This window comes from Pseudonocardia nigra (assembly GCF_019396355.1).
GTDB classification, from domain to species: Bacteria; Actinomycetota; Actinomycetes; order Mycobacteriales; family Pseudonocardiaceae; genus Pseudonocardia; species Pseudonocardia nigra.
In genome coordinates this window covers 1-15748 of sequence record NZ_JAHKRK010000195.1, presented here as the reverse complement: position 1 = coordinate 15748, position 15748 = coordinate 1, and the positions used below count along the sequence as shown (strand labels likewise).

Annotated in this window: 19 protein-coding genes and 2 pseudogenes; 8 read left to right on the top strand and 13 right to left on the bottom strand. The window is 72.1% G+C overall.

All coding sequences use genetic code 11. The annotated features are described in order from the left end of the window. Both KME75_RS47090 and KME75_RS44050 read left to right on the top strand, forming a co-directional pair. Positions 1–222 (top strand): annotated as a pseudogene (locus KME75_RS47090) (hypothetical protein); the annotation flags it as partial. Continuing rightward, positions 167–325, top strand: coding sequence for a hypothetical protein (locus KME75_RS44050; protein WP_372452723.1), 159 nt, complete (start codon positions 167–169; stop codon positions 323–325). The pseudogene KME75_RS47090 and the gene KME75_RS44050, both read left to right, overlap by 56 nt. A gap of 105 nt (positions 326–430) precedes the next feature. On the opposite strand, the gene KME75_RS32470 is transcribed toward KME75_RS44050, so the two are convergent. Next, a complete protein-coding gene (locus KME75_RS32470) occupies positions 431–877 on the bottom strand; it encodes a pyridoxal-phosphate dependent enzyme (protein ID WP_219418764.1) in 447 nt (148 codons plus the stop codon). Positions 878–1021: 144 nt separating this feature from the next. Between KME75_RS32470 and KME75_RS32465 the strand changes: the two genes are divergently transcribed. Genes KME75_RS32465 through KME75_RS46260 form a run of 3 tightly spaced genes read left to right on the top strand, consistent with a single transcriptional unit; the run spans position 1022 to position 2048 of the window. Next, on the top strand, positions 1022–1720 hold the full coding sequence (locus KME75_RS32465; protein ID WP_308283288.1) for a pirin family protein: 699 nt from the start codon (positions 1022–1024) through the stop codon (positions 1718–1720). Continuing rightward, on the top strand, positions 1651–1923 hold the full coding sequence (locus tag KME75_RS46265) for a pirin-like C-terminal cupin domain-containing protein (protein WP_372452722.1): 273 nt from the start codon (positions 1651–1653) through the stop codon (positions 1921–1923). The genes KME75_RS32465 and KME75_RS46265 overlap by 70 nt, the downstream gene beginning before the upstream one ends. Then, on the top strand, positions 1920–2048 hold the full coding sequence (locus KME75_RS46260; protein WP_308283289.1) for a hypothetical protein: 129 nt from the start codon (positions 1920–1922) through the stop codon (positions 2046–2048). The genes KME75_RS46265 and KME75_RS46260 overlap by 4 nt, the downstream gene beginning before the upstream one ends. A gap of 150 nt (positions 2049–2198) precedes the next feature. Here KME75_RS46260 and KME75_RS32460 read toward each other — a convergent pair whose 3' ends face one another. From KME75_RS32460 to KME75_RS46255, 6 genes are all read right to left on the bottom strand, one after another. Further along, positions 2199–3014 (bottom strand): DUF427 domain-containing protein, encoded by an 816-nt coding sequence (locus tag KME75_RS32460; RefSeq protein WP_219418763.1) that lies wholly within the window; start codon positions 3012–3014, stop codon positions 2199–2201. Positions 3015–3195: 181 nt separating this feature from the next. After that, positions 3196–3687, bottom strand: coding sequence for a nucleoside deaminase (locus KME75_RS32455; RefSeq protein WP_219418762.1), 492 nt, complete (start codon positions 3685–3687; stop codon positions 3196–3198). Beyond that, on the bottom strand, positions 3674–4864 hold the full coding sequence (locus KME75_RS32450) for a hydrogenase maturation protease (RefSeq protein WP_219418761.1): 1191 nt from the start codon (positions 4862–4864) through the stop codon (positions 3674–3676). The genes KME75_RS32455 and KME75_RS32450 overlap by 14 nt, the downstream gene beginning before the upstream one ends. Further along, positions 4861–5427, bottom strand: coding sequence for a hypothetical protein (locus tag KME75_RS32445; protein WP_219418760.1), 567 nt, complete (start codon positions 5425–5427; stop codon positions 4861–4863). The genes KME75_RS32450 and KME75_RS32445 overlap by 4 nt, the downstream gene beginning before the upstream one ends. Before the next feature lie 4 nt (positions 5428–5431). After that, positions 5432–5953 carry a hydrogenase maturation protease gene (locus KME75_RS32440; RefSeq protein WP_219418759.1) on the bottom strand — a complete coding sequence of 174 codons (522 nt, stop codon included), beginning with the start codon at positions 5951–5953 and terminating at the stop codon, positions 5432–5434. After that, positions 5950–7623 carry a haloalkane dehalogenase gene (locus KME75_RS46255; protein WP_219418758.1) on the bottom strand — a complete coding sequence of 558 codons (1674 nt, stop codon included), beginning with the start codon at positions 7621–7623 and terminating at the stop codon, positions 5950–5952. Before KME75_RS46255 ends, KME75_RS32440 begins: the two co-directional genes overlap by 4 nt. 131 nt (positions 7624–7754) lie before the next feature. Between KME75_RS46255 and KME75_RS32430 the strand changes: the two genes are divergently transcribed. Beyond that, positions 7755–8405 (top strand): NADPH-dependent FMN reductase, encoded by a 651-nt coding sequence (locus KME75_RS32430; RefSeq protein WP_246633279.1) that lies wholly within the window; start codon positions 7755–7757, stop codon positions 8403–8405. A 3-nt stretch (positions 8406–8408) separates the two neighbouring features. After that, positions 8409–9377, top strand: a complete 969-nt coding sequence (gene cysK / locus KME75_RS32425; RefSeq protein ID WP_219418756.1) for a cysteine synthase A — start codon at positions 8409–8411, stop codon at positions 9375–9377. Positions 9378–9393: 16 nt separating this feature from the next. Here the strand turns inward: cysK and KME75_RS32420 are convergent. The 4 genes and pseudogenes from KME75_RS32420 to KME75_RS32405 form a co-directional block, all read right to left on the bottom strand. Next, a pseudogene (locus KME75_RS32420) lies at positions 9394–9564 on the bottom strand (DUF1360 domain-containing protein); the annotation flags it as partial. Positions 9565–9973: 409 nt separating this feature from the next. Continuing rightward, on the bottom strand, positions 9974–11050 hold the full coding sequence (locus KME75_RS32415) for an alkene reductase (RefSeq protein ID WP_219418755.1): 1077 nt from the start codon (positions 11048–11050) through the stop codon (positions 9974–9976). 29 nt (positions 11051–11079) lie between these two features. After that, a complete protein-coding gene (locus tag KME75_RS32410; RefSeq protein WP_219418754.1) occupies positions 11080–11886 on the bottom strand; it encodes an SDR family NAD(P)-dependent oxidoreductase in 807 nt (268 codons plus the stop codon). An 18-nt stretch (positions 11887–11904) separates the two neighbouring features. Then, positions 11905–12381 (bottom strand): peroxiredoxin family protein, encoded by a 477-nt coding sequence (locus KME75_RS32405; RefSeq protein ID WP_219418753.1) that lies wholly within the window; start codon positions 12379–12381, stop codon positions 11905–11907. Positions 12382–12474: 93 nt separating this feature from the next. Between KME75_RS32405 and KME75_RS32400 the strand changes: the two genes are divergently transcribed. Continuing rightward, positions 12475–13125: a TetR/AcrR family transcriptional regulator gene (locus KME75_RS32400; RefSeq protein WP_219418752.1), complete on the top strand. Its 651-nt coding sequence runs from the start codon at positions 12475–12477 to the stop codon at positions 13123–13125. A gap of 207 nt (positions 13126–13332) precedes the next feature. Here the strand turns inward: KME75_RS32400 and KME75_RS32395 are convergent, their stop codons facing one another. Further along, the gene (locus KME75_RS32395) at positions 13333–13746 is read right to left on the bottom strand and encodes a DoxX family membrane protein (RefSeq protein WP_219418751.1); all 414 of its coding nucleotides are present in this window, start codon (positions 13744–13746) and stop codon (positions 13333–13335) included. Between the two features lie 83 nt (positions 13747–13829). Continuing rightward, positions 13830–15296: a heavy metal translocating P-type ATPase gene (locus tag KME75_RS32390; protein ID WP_219418750.1), complete on the bottom strand. Its 1467-nt coding sequence runs from the start codon at positions 15294–15296 to the stop codon at positions 13830–13832. Positions 15297–15748 lie beyond the last annotated feature (452 nt).

Sequence of the window (15748 nt, the reverse complement as noted above, 5' to 3'; positions counted from 1 at the left end):
CAGCGGCTCGGGGTGACGCACTGGTCGAGCCGGCTGCTGGCCGACGAGCTGGGCATCGGGTTCGCCACGGTCGCCCGGATCTGGCGCAAGTGGAACCTGCAGCCCTGGCGGGTCGAGACGTTCAAGTGGGGCCGGGCCGCCTCCAGGAGGTCGCGCCTACCGCCGGGTGCACGCCCAGCTGGCTCGTGCCGGCGTGCCCTGCGGCCCGGAACTCGTCCATGACATCATGCGCGAGCTGGACCTGCGCCCCTGCCAGCCCCGACCGTGGCGGGCCGGCCTGACCGAGCCCGACGACCGGGACCACCACATCCCAGGTCGCGCGTGAACTCGGCATCAAGCGGCAGCGATGTTGGTGGCGCCGTGGCGGCGGACACGCGTGAAGTCCGGCGCGACGCTGGTACAATCGCAGACGTCTCCACTCAACCCTCGGCTACACGCGGTCGACCTCGCCCCCGACCTGCGCGATCGCCGCGCCGCGCATTGCGGCACGCCGCCGCGCGCGGCGCGCTGCAACCGGGCGCGATATTCCAACGAGGACGACGACGGCGCCGAGCGCGGACAGGACGCGCTGGCGCTCGACCGTCGCGCTGTCGGGCATGACGATGACGCAGGACAGCCCGTGGACGACGGCCGCCTGCGCCAGGCCGATGCCGGTGTTGCCGCTCGTCGGCTCGACGATCACCATCCCGGGTCGCAGCTCGCCGCGCGCGAGGGCGTCGTCGACCATGTGCACCGCGATGCGGTCCTTCAGCGAGCCCATCGGGTTGCGCGCCTCGTGCTTGACGACGAAGCCGCTGGGAAGGCCGGCGGCAAGCCGGCGGAGCCGGATCAGCGGGGTTCGTCCGATGTCGCCGGTGATGTCGTCGAGGATGTTCACGTCGCCCCTCAGCTCCGCATGGGCCTGTCCCTGCCCGGCCCGCGCAGGTTCAGGCGCACGAGCTGGAGGACCGAGAGCGACTCCGTCGAGCGCGGGTAGCGCGTCACGGTCGGGGCATCCCGTCCATGACCTGAAGGAGGCCCCATGCCCGCTGTCACCGTCGACGACATCACCGTGCTGCCCCGCGTCCCGGTCCCAGACCCGGTGATGGCCCGCCAGCGTCCGGTCACCGGGATCACGACGGCGCCGCGAGGCTTCGAGGGCGAGGGGTTCCCGGTTCGCCGCGCCTTCGCCGGGGTGGACCTGCGTGACCTCGACCCGTTCATCCACCTCGACCAGATGGGCGAGATCGACTACGGACCGGGCGAGCCGAAGGGGACGCCATGGCACCCGCACCGCGGCTTCGAGACGGTCACGTACATGATCGACGGGATCATCTCCCACAGCGACTCGCTTGGTGGCGGAGGGGTGATCTCCGACGGTGACACCCAGTGGATGACCGCCGGGCAGGGCATCTTGCACATCGAGACGCGGCCGGAGGAGATGGTCGCGAGCGGAGGTTGCCTTCCACGGGCTGCAGCTGTGGGTCAACCTCCCCGGGGGCGCAGAAGTGCTCCCCGGGGCGCAGAAGTGGGTCGACCCGCGCTACCAGGACCTGGCCGGAGAGCAGGCGAAGCTGCTGTCCTCCGACGACGGTGGCGCGCTGCTGCGCGTCATCGCCGGGGACATCGCCGGGTTCCGCGGCCCCGGGGTCGACATACACGCCGATCGCCATGGTGCGCGCCACCGTCAGCGCGGGCGCGCGCGTCGACCTGCCATGGGAGCCGGAGTTCAACGCGCTAGTTTACGTCCTCGCCGGCCGCGGGACCGTCGAACCAGGCGGCCGCCCGGTGTCCATGGGGCAGCTGGCCGTGCTCGGCCAGGGCGACGCGCTGACCTTCGCGGCCGACCCGTCGCAGGACGGCAGGACCGAGACGATGGAGGTGCTGCTGCTCGGCGGACGGCCGATCCGTCAGCCGATCGCGTGGCCGGTCCGTTCGTCATGAACACCGAGGCGGAGGTGCACCAGGCGTTCGAGGACTTCCAGGCCGGCCGGCTCGGACAGGTGCCGGCCGTCCACAACGCCCCGACCGATCTGCTCGTGACCGAGACCGACTCGCCTCTCGACTGATCCCACCTGCACCGGCGGCATGTCGGCCTGGGCAGCGGTGGCGACGGCAGCTGTCGATCGTGACGCAGGAGTCAAGGCGACCGCACCGGACAGGACCTCGCCGCGTTGGTTCATGAGCCAGCCGCGGCGGGTCGTGGCGTGTCCGTCGGTTCAGCGCTCGGCGGGGGCGTCTCCCCGCTCGTTCCTCGTGATCTCGATCTCGACCCGCTCCTGCGGGAAGCACAGCAGCCCGCGCACGGCGTCGGCGTCGTGGAACGGCTCCGGGTAGGTCCACGCCAGGTCCTTGTCGTACCGGTCGCCCAGCCGAAGCGACCAGTAGTGCGCGATGCCCTTGTAGGGGCAGCGGGTGGTCGTGTAGCTGGGGTCCAGCAGGTCGGTCCGGACGTCCTCGGGCGGCAGGTACCAGCGCACCGGCAGCCCGCTCTCGAGCAGCATCCGAGGGCGGGTCGACGCGGCGACCACCACGTCGTCCACCGTCACCCGGACCGAACGGGAGCTGCGCAGCACGTCGATGCGCGTGTACGGGTCCCGGGGGTGGACGAAGACCTCCTCGTCCTCCTCGAACACCGTGAGCGAGTCCCAGTCGAACGCTATCAGCCCTGCGATCGCCGCAGCGCTCTGCGGCGGCTGCTGCCAGGAGTACGCCGAGTCCTCGGCGACCTCGCCGCCGGCGACCACCCGCCAGTAAGTTCGCTCGCCCATGCCCGGGTCGGACTGCCGCCGCTCGCTCGGCTCGAAGCAGTCCGTCCGCACGTGCGTCTGCGGGAAGAGGTAGGTCGGCGTACGTCCCGGCGGGTGCAGCAGACGCACCTCGTCGCTGTCGGCCACGAGGACGCCCCCGAGCAGCACGCGGACCCGGCGGGCGACGTCCTCCAGGTACAGCACATGCTCCGGCCGGTGCGGGTCGAAGTTGAACGCCCCGGCCGGCTGCTCGCCGAAGGGGCCGCTTCCCTTGGTCAGGCTCATACCGGTCCGGCTACCCGGCGTCGGCCTCCGCATGCGGCTGCCGGCGAGCCTCACAGGTCAGGAGTCAACCGGGGTGGGGCAGTCCCCTCCTCGCGACATGACTGACGATCGCGCCTACACGACGCTCAAGTCGTGAGAGGCGCACGACGCCCTTTGCGCGCGGCCGACCCGTCGCCACGGCTCACGACGGCGCATGGTGGCGGCGGTGCAGCTCCCGGACCTCCTGGTCGAGTCCGGCGATCGGACCGAGGACGGGAACGTGCGGCACGACCCGCGAGATGGGCAGCGGTGCCACCGGTGGGGGCGCGACGCCCAGCTCGCTCAGCCAGGCGACCAGCTGTGCCGAGGAGTGGACGTAGACGATGCGTCCGAGTCCGACCCAGCCGTGTGCCGCGGAGCACATGGGGCAGTGCTCGCCGGAGGTGAACACCGTCGTCTTGGCCCGCTCGTCGGGCGTCAGGTGCTCCGCAGCCCACCGGGCAAGGGCGAACTCCGGGTGGCGGGTACGGTCACCGGCTGCCACCCGGTTACGGTCCTCCTGAAGTGCGGTGCCGTCCTGGGCCACCAGGACGGAGCCGAACGGCTCGTCACCCGCCTCGAGCGCCTCCTGCGCGAGCTCGACGCACCGACGAACGTGAAGCCGGTCGCCCTCAGTCAGGTCACTCTCGTCCATGTCGACCGTCCCTTCCTCCTGGTGGCGGGCCGTGCAGGGCCGCAGCTCCTGCAGAACTGCACGTCGTGAGGACCTCTCCGACCAGTTCTCGGACGCGGTCTGCGGCGACGGGCACGGAGGCAGCAACAGGTGCGCTCAAGGCTTCTGCGAAGTCCTCGCACGTCTCGGGCTGGCAGCCGACGTGCCCGGGGAGAACGCCGGCCGCCCGCGCGATGCGCAGGATCCGTGACGGCTCGGCGAGGTGCATGTCGGACAGCTGGGCGAGCCACTCGTCGAAGGTCGGCGTCGCGACGTCGGGCACCTGCGGGACCAGGACGAAGACCGTGCCGGGCTGGGCACCCCGCTCGACCGCGTCGACGATGACCAGCGCGTCGTAGCCGTCCATCAGCGAGTGCACGATGCCGATCCCCCGATGCCGGTCTCGAGAAGCTCGGCTTCCTCGGGCAGCGAGCCGTCCAGCTCCGCGGCGACCGCCACGCCGAACCCGTCGTCGCCACGCAGCGTGTTGCCGACGCAGGCGACGAGCACGCGCGGCGGCGTCACCCGCAGGTGCGGCGCCGCCGGCCTGCGAGCCGCAGCCGCCCCCGGAGCCGCAGCCGCCCGCCGGACCGCCGCGGCTCAGGGCGGACAGGGGGATCAGCACCGGCGCACGTCGCTGCGCAGCCGCCGCGTGCGCCGGTGCGGTGGGCGAGACCTCCATGCGCACGAACTCGGGCAGGTTGTCGCGCAGGGCCTGCTCGACCAGGTCGCCCAGCGCAGCGGGAGATCCGGAGCAGGCCGTGCAGGCGCCGAGCAGCCGGATGTTCACGACGCCGTCCTCGGCCGCGACGACCTCGAGCTGGCCGCCGTGCGACGCGACGTGCGGCCGGAGCTCGGCGACCGCCGCCTCCGCTCGGGCCCGTGGATCGTCCGCGTCGTCGTCCTGCGCCTCGTACAGGCCGAACAGCAGCGCCACGTGCGGGTCGGTGAGCGCCTCCTGGCGAAGCCCACGGGCGTCGAGCAGCGCGACGAGGCGGTCGAGGGCTCCGCGGTGGATCACGTCGACCGCTCGCAGGACCCCGATGAGCCCGTCCTGGACGGCGTCGTCGGGGTGCTGCTCGAAGGCCCTGACCAGGTCGTCGAGGCGCTCCAGAGCGGCGGCGACCTGAGCGGGCAGGTGTCCCGGTCCGTCCGTCACGGTGACTCGCCGCTGCTGTGGGACCACCAGCCCCAGCCCACGGCGTCCATCGGCTGCAGCCCCTGCGGCATGGCCGCGACGAGCGCCGCCGTCAGCGCATACAGCTGCGTGGCGAGCAGGAGCTGCAACGGGCCGCGGAGGCCGAGGCCGACGCCGAAGGGCCCGGGCTCCAGGAGCGAGACGGCGGGCAACCGGCTGAGGCCGCCGAGCAGGGGCACCAGGATCCCGCCAAGCACGAACAGGCCCAGGCCGAAGATGCCTGCCCGCACCAGTGCGCCGCGGAAGGTGAACCGGCTTCCTGGCGCAAAGGGCCACAGCAGGGCGAGCAGCAGCAGGACGAGGATCCCGGCGACCAGGAACAGTGCGTGCCCGGCGGTGAAGGCCGTGGATTGGTCGCCGGAGAACAGGCCACCCATCAGCAGGGGCAGGTCGATGACCGCCGCCCCCCGCGACGCGGTCAGGCGCAGCGCAGCCGTCAGCAGGACCGTGCCGGTGAAGCCGCCGAGCAGCATGACGGGGAACAGCGACGGGTGCGGCTTGTAGAGCAGCGGTTGGTCGACCACGGCGTCAGCTCCTGCTCGGGACGCGCGCCGGTGCGAGGACCTCACGCCGGACCAGCTCGACGGCCTGCGGCAGCAGCGCCTGCGCCGCAGGGCTCAGCTGGTCGCTGGTCGTCCCGGGGTGCGGCTCGAGCTCGATCGCGACGACGTCGTCGGGCAGTCCGCCGAAGTGCCGGCCGATGACCAGCAGGTGGTCCAGGTCGATGACGCCCGCGCCGGACTCGTACATCCGGTCCTGGACGTCCTGCGCCGACGGTGCTCCCGGGTCGCAGGCGAACCGGTACAGCTGCCCGGGTGCGCGGCCGCGCTCCGTCACGCCGACCAGGACGACCCGTTCGTACGGCGGGTCGACGTCGGCGAGGTCCATCGCCACGTGCAGCGCGCCGTACCCGAGGTCGAGCACGTCGACGCCCGATGCCCACTGCAGATCGGCCAGCGCGTCCGAGACGAGCAGCGCGAAGGAGCCGTCGCCGAACCAGCGGTAGCCCACACCGCCGACCAGGACGCGTCCTGGTGCTGCGCCGGTCATTCCGCCCCGCAGGCGCAGGTCGTCGCATCCCGGATGATCATGTTGTCACCGTTCGCGACATGGACGGTGCACGGCATGCACGGGTCGAAGGACCGGATGGCGGGGAAGATGTCGATGCCGGTGAAGCTCTCGCCGGAGTCGAACTCCTCGAGGATCGGCGTGTTCATAACCGCTTCCTCGTACGGGCCGACCTGGCCGAACGGGTCGACGGGCGAGGCGTTGAACGTCGACGGCGTGATGATCCGGTAGTTCGTCAGGACGCCCTTGTCCATCGTCAGGTGGTGGGTCAGGAACCCGCGCCCCGCCCCCCAGAAGCCGACGCCGATCCGCTCGTCACGCGGAATCCGGAACTCGGTCGTCGTCGCCACCTTGTTCTCTCCCTGCCCCATGAGGTCGAAGGCCATCTGCACGTTCTCGTACCCGACGAGCAGGGAGTAGACGATGTGGTAGGCGCGGGCCCGGTTGCGCTCGAAGGCGTTCCACGTCTCCGGGATCTTCCACTCCAGCTCCATCGCCGGCAGCGAGGCGGTCTGCGGGCAGTCCATCTTGATGCTGGTGCCGGTCGCCTCCAGGAACCGGTTGTGCGGCATGATGCCGGCCGCTGCGGTCGTCCACAGCCGCGCGTAGGCGCCTGCCTCGACCACCTGACGGTCCCACCGCGGGGCTCTGCTCCAGGTGTACCGGTCCTTCCAGCTGCGCTTGTCCGAACGGGGCTTGGTCTCCTTGTTCCAGGGGTGGTTCGGGCCCAGCGGGTTCCCTGACGGGTCGGTCGGATAGGGGTAGCCGTCGTCCTCCCAGCTGTCGTAGTAGCCGTCCTCCTGCAGGAAGTGGCCGCCGCCCTCGAGCGTCACGTGCTCGCGTCCCGCGGCTCCCGGGACGAGCTTGCGGAACACCTTGTCGCCCCCGCGGGTGATGGCATCGGAGTCCGAGAACGCGGTGAGGAACGGCTTGTCCCAGCTCGACAGCACCTTCCAAGCTGCGCGGTTGGGGTCTGCGGCCGGGTCGTCCGAGCGCGTCGGCACCAGCGTCGGGAAGACCCGTGCGCCCGCCTTGTAGCTGTCGTCCGGGAAGGGCGCGTCGTAGGCCGCGACGACCTCCGGCGCGAGCGGCGTCGCGCACCCGCCGGACACGATCTGGCCGACGCGGAAGTCCGGCGTCTCCTGCGAGTAGCGCTGCCAGGCCAGGAACGCCTCGCTCATCGGCTGGTCGCCCGTGGGCAGCCCGGTGTTCGCGACCACCACACACGCGAAGCGGTCGAGGTTCTCCGCGACCAGGCGCAGCCCGACCAGCCCGCCCCAGTCCTGCCCGACGAACGTGACACCGTTCAGGTCGAGCTGGTCGAGCAGCGCCTGCCGCATCCACTCGACGTGCCGGGCATAGGTGTAGTCGCTGCGCTCGACGGGCTTGTCGGACCGGCCGAAGCCGACCAGGTCCGGCGCGACGACCCGTAGCCCCGCCTCGACCAGGACCGGGATCATCTTCCGGTACAGGAACGACCACGACGGCTCGCCGTGCAGCAGCAGGACCGTCTGGGCGTCCCGTGGCCCCTCGTCGACGTACGCGACGCGCAGCCGGCCGCCGTCCCCGTCGTCGACGTTGACGTAGTGGGGCGTGTACGGGAAGTCGGGCAGGTCGGCGAACCGGTTCTCGGGGGTGCGCAGGGCCTTCATCGAGGGGCTCCTCGGCAGCGGAGGCAGGGACCCGGCGACGTTAGCGGTGCGGCACTGACCGACTGCGCACCGGTACATCCGCGCGCAGAGGGGTAGCGCCTCCGGCGAGGAGGGGAGCCGCCGTGGACGGGATGGACGACCGGGGCCGGCAGGAGGTCCGCGTGCTGGTGTTCGCGGCTTCACTGCGCGAGGACTCGACGAACAGCAGGTTGGCGCGGATCGCCGCGACGGCTCTGGAGCTGCTGGGCGCGACGATCGACTACGCCACGATGCGCGAGTTCGACTCGCCGTCGTACGACCAGGATGTGGAGGACAGCGAGGGCATCCCCGCAGGTGCGGCGGAGCTGCGGCGCCGGCTGGAGGCCGCGGATGCCTTCGTCATCGCCAGCCCGGAGTACAACGCGGCGATGCCCGGGATGCTGAAGAACAGCATCGACTGGGCCTCGCCCTTCCGACCGCAGCCGTTCAACGGCCGGCACTGCATGCTGCTGTCGGCCTCGCCGTCGATGGTCGGCGGCAACCGCGGGCTGTGGTCGCTGCGGGTGCCGCTCGAGCACCTGGGCGCCCGGGTCTACCCGGACATGTTCTCCCTCGCCCAGGCGCCGGCGCAGCTGACCGCTGACGGGCAGCTGGCCAGCCAGGAGGTGCACGAACGGCTCGTCACGACGTTGAGCTCGTTCCTGGACATCGTCGAGGCGACCAGGCACTACCCGTGCGCACGCAAGGCGTGGGTGGAGTTCCTCGGCGAGCAGCCGAGCCCGGCGACGAGCCGCGCCGAGTAGGTCGTGCGGGTCCTCGACGACATCACCGGTGCCATCGGGCACACGCCGCTGGTCCGGCTGCCGCGTCTGGGTGCCGGCCTCACCGCCGACCTGGTGGTCAAGCACGAGGCGCTGAATCCCGGTGGTTCGCTCAAGGACCGGATCGCGCTGCACATGGTCGACGACGCGCTGGCCCGTGGCGTGCTGCGAGCCGGCATGGTCATCGTCGAGCCGACCAGCGGCAACACCGGCATCGGCCTGGCGCAGGCTGCGGTCGTGCGCGGACTCGGCTGCGTCGTCGTCATGCCGGAGAGCGCGAGCGCCGAGCGCCGGCAGGTCCTCGACGCGCTCGGTGCACGGGTGGTGCTGACGCCCGCCGCCGAGGGCATCCCCGGCTCGATCGCGGCCGCGGAGCGGATCTGCGCGCAGCTCGGCGACCGGGCGTGGATGCCGCGGCAGACCGACAACGCGGCCAACCCTGACGCGCACTACCGCAGCACCGGCCCGGAGATCTGGCAGGACACCGACGGGCGGGTCGACGTGCTCGTGGCCGGCGTCGGCACCGGCGGCACGATCACCGGCACCGCGCGCTACCTGCGCGAGCGCAACCTTCGGCTGCACGTGGTGGCGGTGCAGCCGACGTCCAGCCCACTGCTCACCGGCGGCGCGGCCGGCCCGACCCTGCAGACCGGCCTGAGCGGCGGCTTCCTGGCGCCCGTGCTGGACCAGACGGTGCACGACGAGGTGGTCGACGTGACGGACGAGGAGGCGTACGCGACGACGCGGGCGCTGGCCCGGCAGGAGGCCCTGCTGGTCGGCGCGTCCTCCGGCGCCGTGGTGGCCGCCACGCTGCAGGTGGCCGGGCGACCGGAGTGGGCGGGGCGGCTCGTCGTCGCGGTGCTGTTCGACTCGGGCGAGCGGTACCCGTCCACGCCGCTGTTCACGGGTGCTCCGGCGCCCGCGGTGGACGACCTCGCGGCGCTGCTGGGCTGACCGCGGCGGGGCTGCCTCAGCCGGTCGCCCACTCCTGGGTCTTGGCGTACAGCAGCTGGAGCAGCTCGGCGCCGGTGAGGGCGGTGAACACGGACGCGACGAGCCGGGCGGGCCGCGGCGCGAGGACCAGCCCGAACGCCAGGCCCGTCGCGACCCACTCGCCGAGGCAGAACGGGCAGGTGACGAGGTCGCCGACCGCCTAGCGGGGCCTCGCCGCTGGTGCCGGCGAACCGCGTCTGCCGCTGCGTGCTCGGCTCGAAGCAGTCCGTGCGCACGGGGGCCGCCGGCAAGAGGTAGGTCGGCCTACGTCCCGGCGGGTGCAGCAGGCGCAGGCGCGCCTCCTCGCTGTCGGCGACGAGACCGCCCTTGAGCAGCACGCGGACCCGGCGCGGGACGTCCTCCACGTAGAGCACGTGCTCCGGCGGGCGGGGGCCGAAGGTGAACTGCCCGGCCGGTCGCTCGCCGAAGGGGCCGCTTCCTTTGGTCAGGCTCATGCCGATCCGGCTACCCGGCGTCGGCCTCCGCGTGCGGCTGCCGACGATGCGCGAGGTGGGCAGACCGCCCGCCCGGCCGGGGCGCCGGGCGGGCGGGACCGGTCAGGCGGCCTGGTCGAGCTCGGGGTAGTCGATGTACCCGACGTCGGTGCCGCCGTAGAAGCTGGTCTCGTCCGCGGGGTTGAGCGGCGCGTCGAGCTGCAGGCGCCGGACCAGGTCGGGGTTGGCGATGAACGCGCGGCCGACGGCGACGAGGTCGGCAGGCCCGTTCTCGAGCAGCCCCGTCAGGTTCTCCTGCGTGGTCGGCAGGCTGAAGGCGGCGTTGACGATGAGCGTGGCCGGCCACGCCTTGCGGATCTGGGCGGTGACGGCGGCAGGTTCTTCCACGACGTGCAGGTAGGTCAGGCCCAGCGGCGCGAGCCCGGCGACGACCGCGGCGTACACGGCCTCGGTCTCGTGCTCGACGATGTCGTTGAAGGAGTTGGCCGGCGACAGCCGTACCCCCACGCGCTGCCCTCCGACGGCGGCCGCCACCGCGGTCGTGGCCTCGACCAGGAACCGGGCGCGGTTCTCGGCGCTGCCGCCGTACTGGTCGGTGCGGGAGTTCGTGCCCTCGGCGAGGAACTGGTGCGGCAGGTAGCCGTTCGCGCCGTGGACCTCCACGCCGTCGAAGCCGCCCTGCTCGACGGCTCGGCGCGCTGCGTCGGCGTAGTCCTGCACGATCCCGGCGATCTCGTCGGTCTCGAGGGCGCGCGGCTCGACGAAGTCCTGCAGTCCGGAGGGGGTGAACACCTGGCCGGCCGGGCGGACCGCCGAGGGGGCGACGGGACGGTCGCCGCCCGGCTGCAGCGACGGGTGCGAGATGCGTCCGGCGTGCATGATCTGCAGGAAGATGCGGCCGCCCTGCTCGTGGACGGCATCGGTCACCCGCCGCCAGCCGGCGGCCTGCTCGTCGGTGTGGATGCCCGGGGTGAAGGGGTAGCCCTGGCCGACGGCGCTGGGCTGCGTGCCCTCGGTGACGATGAGCCCGGCCGTCGCGCGCTGAGCGTAGTAGGTGACCATCGACGGGGTCGGTACGCCGTCGGCGCCGGCGCGGTTGCGCGTCATGGGCGCCATCACCAGCCGGTTGGCCAGCTCCAGGTCGCCGAGGCGGTAGTGCGAGAACAGGGGCGGGGTCATGGTCGGTCTGCTCCTTCGAGGGTTCGGGTCTACAGGCTCGAGTGGCCGGCGACGGCCTGCTCGAGTTCGCGCTTGCGGCCGGCCAGGAACTGGTCGACCGCGGCGGGGTCATTGCGGTTGAGGCCGATCATCTGGGCGCGGCTCTCGCCGCCGCGCACCACGGTCAGGCTGCCGTCGACCATGCCGGCGACCGTGGCCGCCGCGACGGCCTCGGGGCTCTCGTAGTCGAACCCGTGCTCGGCACCGGCGTTCGAGGTCTCCATCATCGGCGTGCTGGTCGCACCGGGGAAGACGTTCAGCACGTGCACCCCCTCCCCGTGCAGCTCGCGGCGCAGCGCCTCACCGAAGTGCGCGACCCCGGCCTTCGTCGCCGCGTAGGTGGCGTAGAACGGCATGCCGATCAGCGCGATCCCCGACGAGACGTTGACGACCAGCCCGTCGCCCGAGGCTCGCAGCGCGGGCAGCGCCGCGCGGGTGAGCAGGATCGGCGCAGTCAGGTTGAGCGCGATCTGCGCGAACACCTCAGCCTCCCCGATCTCCTCGAGTCGCCCGGCGCGGACGTTCCCGGCGTTGTTCACCAGGACGTCGATTCCGCCGAACCGCTCCTGGGCAGCGGCGACGACGCCGGCAGCGACACCGTCCTCGGTGAGGTCGGCGGGAACGACGTGCGCCTGCGCGCCGCGAGCCCTGACGAGCTGGGCGACGTCCTCCAGCGGCTCGGCGCGGCGTCCGACAAGGGTCAGCCGAGGCGTGTGGTCGGCGAGGTGCAGCGCCAGGCTGCGCCCGATGCCGCTGCCGGCGCCGGTGAGCAGGATCGATCGGTCACGCAGGTCCATGAGAAGCGCCTTTCGGGGTCAGGAGTGCTGCTTGGCGTACGTCACGAGGCCGACGACGTCCTCCGGGACGAGCCGACCGATCGCGCCGGAGGAGTACACGGCGGTCACCACCGTTCCGTCGGGCGCGAGGACGAAGCCGGTCGACTGCAGGTGGCGGGGGTCGTCGTTGACGTACGCACCGGTCGCTGCGGCGACCTGCTCGGCGTCCGCGCTGTGCGCGAGCGGGAAGGTGAGCCGGAGCTTCTCGGCCAGCTCGGTGGAGGTCTTCTCGTCGTCGACCGACAGCGCCACGACCCGGGCGCCCGCCTTGTCCAGGGACTCCTTCGCGCGCGAGAAGGCGGCAAGCTGCCCCTTGCAGTACGGGCACCAGGAGCCGCGGTAGATGAGGACCACACCGAAGTCGCCGGCGAGGTCACCGGGCAGCGACATGGTGCCGCCGCCGACACGCGGTAGCTGCAGGTCCGGGAAGGTCTGGCCGTTCTCGAGTCTGGGCACGTCTGTCTCCTGGCTTTTGGACTGCTGAGTCCACTCATGGCTACCTGTGATGAGCCTGGACTGTCAAGTCCACTTCCCGGTACCGTGATCGCCATGCCTCCGACGCCGGTGCAGTCCGACGGCCGCGAGCTGACCGCCCGCGGCCGGGCGACGCGCGACCGGATCCTGGCGGCCGCGGCGCAGCTGGTGCACGAGCGCGGAGTCGCCGCCACGAGCCTCGACGACGTGCGGGCTCAGACCGGCACCAGCAAGTCGCAGCTGTACCACTACTTCGCCGACAAGTCCGCGCTCGTCCGCGCGGTGGTCGAGCTCCAGGTCGAGCAGGTGCTGCGCGCGCAGTTCCCCGACGACGACCCGCTCCACTCGATGTCGGCGCTCCGACGGTGGCGTGACCGTGTGGTCGCGGTCAACGAGCGCGCGCGCTGCGCCGGAGGCTGCCCCCTGGGGCGGCTGGCCAGCGAGCTCGTCGACGCCGACCCGGCTGCTCGCTCCGCGGTGCTCGCTGGCTTCGCGCAGTGGCAGGAGCGCTTGGCGCGCGGCCTCGGGGCGATGCAGGAGCGGGGGGAGCTCGCCCACGAGGCCGACGTCGAGGCGCTCGCGGCGGGCCTGCTCGCCGCGGTCCAAGGCGGGCTGCTGCTCGGTCAGGCCACCCGCTCGGTGAGGCCCCTCGAGGCAGCCCTCGACCTGGCGGTGCAGGCGATCGAGTCGTCCGCGGGGGAGTGCGTGCGTCGCCCGAAGCAGTGATCCTCGGCGCGGCTGAGCACCACGGGGCGGGTAGGGATGGCCGACGTCGCGCCGGGCATGGCCGCCGTTCTCAATGCCTACGTCAAGACGCTGCCACGGGTCCTCGTCCTCGCCGCGTCGTCAGCAGGGAGCTGACCCGCAGAGTGAGCGGGTGACGCGACGAGGGGGGCGGTGCCGCCGGGCCCCCCGCCGGCCGACACCCTGCGGTCAGGACAGGTCGAACGCGCCGTCGGTGATGGCGGGTCCGGCGGCGTCTGCGGCGAACAGGGCGAACAGCACGATGGCGCCGCCGACGAGCGCGATGTTCTTCATGAACTGCGCCTGCTCGGTCGCGGCCGACTGCGGGTCGCTCTCCTTCCAGAAGGCGTGGAAGACGAACGCGGCGACGATCAGGAACGCCGCGAGCGCGAGCGCGCCGAGGTCGCCGACGACGCCGAGCGCGACCGACAGCGCGCCGAGTCCGAGCACGACGCCCGAGACGATGACGCCTGCCTTGGCGGCGGGGAGCTTGCGGTACTGGGCGTACTGGGTCATGGCCTCGGTCTTGGTCAGGTGGCCCATGGCCGACCCCAGGAACAGCAGGGCGAACAGGACCCTGCCGATGACGAGAAGGGTGTCCATCAGAACCTCCAGGAGTCGCGAAAGGTAGTTGCATCAGCAACTATCCCGCACACTCTGTTCCCAGTGAACGGGATCGAGCGAGCTCAACGTCGAGCGGCATGTGCAGGCGCAGCTTCTCGCGCCGCCGGTGCCGCCGCCGCGTCGACGTCGTCGCTCGGCTGCCGGCCGACGCTGCTGATCGCGTCGAACAGCAGGGACGGCCGGCGTCCGATGCTGTTGACGAAGATGGCGGTGACTGACGCGGCCATCGCGACCATCGCCCACACCGGGTACACCAGCCCGGTCGTCGCGAGCGGGATCCCGACGCCGTTGAACAGGAACGCCAGCGCGACGTTCTGCCGTGTCCGTCGGTAGCTCGAGCGGCTGAGCTGTCGGGCTGTCAGCACAGCGCCCAGCTCGTCGCGCACGACGATGACGTCTGCGGACTCGACCGCGATGTCCGTGCCGCCACCCATCGCGATGCCCACGTCGGCCTGCATGAGCGCGGGCGCGTCGTTGATCCCGTCGCCGACGAAGCCCACTCGCTGACCGCCCTGCTGGAACTCCCGCACGATCTCGGCCTTGCCCTCGGGCAGCACGCCCGCGCGCACGTCCTCGATCCCGAGCTGCGCGGCGACGTGCCGGGCAGCCCGCTCGTTGTCACCGGTCACCAGCACCGGAACGATTCCGGTTTGCTTCAGCTGCGCGATCGCGGCCGCGGCGTCGGGACGCAGCGCATCGCCCAGCGCGATCAGGCCCAGCGGCTCGCCGTCGGCGGCGACGATGACGACGGTCCGGCCGGTCGCCTCCAGGCGGTCGACGTGGGGCGCGATGCGCTGCAGGTCGATGCCCTGCTCGGTCAGGAACCCCGGGCGGCCGACGAGGACCTGACGGTCCAGGACCTGGGCCCGCACGCCCAGGCCGGTCACCGACTCGAACTGTGAGGCCGCCGGAAGGTCCATGCCCCGGTCGTGTGCGGCGTTGACGACCGCGCGGGCGAGCGGGTGCTGGGAGGAGGACTCGGCAGCGCCGGCGAGCGCGAGAAGCTCCTCCTCGTCGACCAGCGCCTCGATCTCGCGGACGCCGGGACGGCCCTGGGTCAGGGTGCCGGTCTTGTCGAGCAGCATGGTGCGGACGCTGCCGAAGGCCTGGAACGCCTCTCCGGTACGCATGATGATGCCCAGATCGGCAGCCTCGCCCGCCGCGCGGACGATCGCCAGCGGCGCGGCGATGCCGACCGCGCACGGGTAGCCCATGACCAGCACTCCCAGACCGGCGAACACGGCCCGGCGCCCATTGGGCTCGCCGTCGATGAGCCAGGAGCCGAGCAGCCAGACCGTCAGCGCGAGGGCGGCGACGATGAGCACGGCCGGGGTGTAGACGCGCAGAACGCGGTCGACCAGGTGGAGGATCCCCGGCTTGAGTGCCCGGGCGTCCTCGACGTGCCGGACGACCTGCGCCAGGAAGCTGTCGGTGCCGACGCGGGTGGCGCGGACCAGTAGCGTCCCCGAGCCGTTGATCGCTCCGCCGATGACGTCGCTGCCGGCGCTGCGCTCGGCGAACGGCAGCATCAGCAGGACAACATCCGGTCGGCGGCCCAGCACGCCCCGGCGCCGAGCATCGGCAATCCCACGACCCCACCCCGGCTTGCAGACGACACCGGCGCGTACGGGTCTGCGTTCCCGACGAAGGACGATGGCGACCGATTCCGGACGCCATGCGCTGGGCCCTGCGAGTGGCGGCTCAGCGCGCGGAAACCCGCTCTCGCCGGCGAGTTATTCCCGCCCTCACGGAACCGGCGGGTTCCTCGGTCCTGACCAACCAGCTGGAGGAAACACCGGATGATGCGAGGCGCATGCGCGGTCGTTTCGCCCGCTCAGCCGGCGCGGTCGGGGCCCAATGGCCTTGCGTTAGGTCGGTGACCGCTGTCGGAGGCAGTGGAGTTGGATGCGGCGGGTGACGTGGACGACGCTGGGTTGATCTTTGCGGGCGGGGAAGTCGCCGGCCTTCTTCGTGGCCCGCG

Coding starts and splice junctions, on each gene's coding strand:
- KME75_RS32460 (WP_219418763.1), bottom strand. CDS start 3,014: ATGAGCCTGACCAAGGGAAGCGGCCCCTTCGGCGAGCAGCCGGCCGGG.
- KME75_RS32455 (WP_219418762.1), bottom strand. CDS start 3,687: ATGGACGAGAGTGACCTGACTGAGGGCGACCGGCTTCACGTTCGTCGG.
- KME75_RS32430 (WP_246633279.1), top strand. CDS start 7,755: ATGGACGACCGGGGCCGGCAGGAGGTCCGCGTGCTGGTGTTCGCGGCT.
- KME75_RS32465 (WP_308283288.1), top strand. CDS start 1,022: ATGCCCGCTGTCACCGTCGACGACATCACCGTGCTGCCCCGCGTCCCG.
- KME75_RS46255 (WP_219418758.1), bottom strand. CDS start 7,623: ATGAAGGCCCTGCGCACCCCCGAGAACCGGTTCGCCGACCTGCCCGAC.
- KME75_RS32400 (WP_219418752.1), top strand. CDS start 12,475: ATGCCTCCGACGCCGGTGCAGTCCGACGGCCGCGAGCTGACCGCCCGC.
- KME75_RS32395 (WP_219418751.1), bottom strand. CDS start 13,746: ATGGACACCCTTCTCGTCATCGGCAGGGTCCTGTTCGCCCTGCTGTTC.
- KME75_RS32390 (WP_219418750.1), bottom strand. CDS start 15,296: ATGCTGCCGTTCGCCGAGCGCAGCGCCGGCAGCGACGTCATCGGCGGA.
- KME75_RS46260 (WP_308283289.1), top strand. CDS start 1,920: ATGAACACCGAGGCGGAGGTGCACCAGGCGTTCGAGGACTTCCAGGCC.
- KME75_RS46265 (WP_372452722.1), top strand. CDS start 1,651: ATGGTGCGCGCCACCGTCAGCGCGGGCGCGCGCGTCGACCTGCCATGG.
- KME75_RS32440 (WP_219418759.1), bottom strand. CDS start 5,953: ATGACCGGCGCAGCACCAGGACGCGTCCTGGTCGGCGGTGTGGGCTAC.
- KME75_RS32410 (WP_219418754.1), bottom strand. CDS start 11,886: ATGGACCTGCGTGACCGATCGATCCTGCTCACCGGCGCCGGCAGCGGC.
- KME75_RS32415 (WP_219418755.1), bottom strand. CDS start 11,050: ATGACCCCGCCCCTGTTCTCGCACTACCGCCTCGGCGACCTGGAGCTG.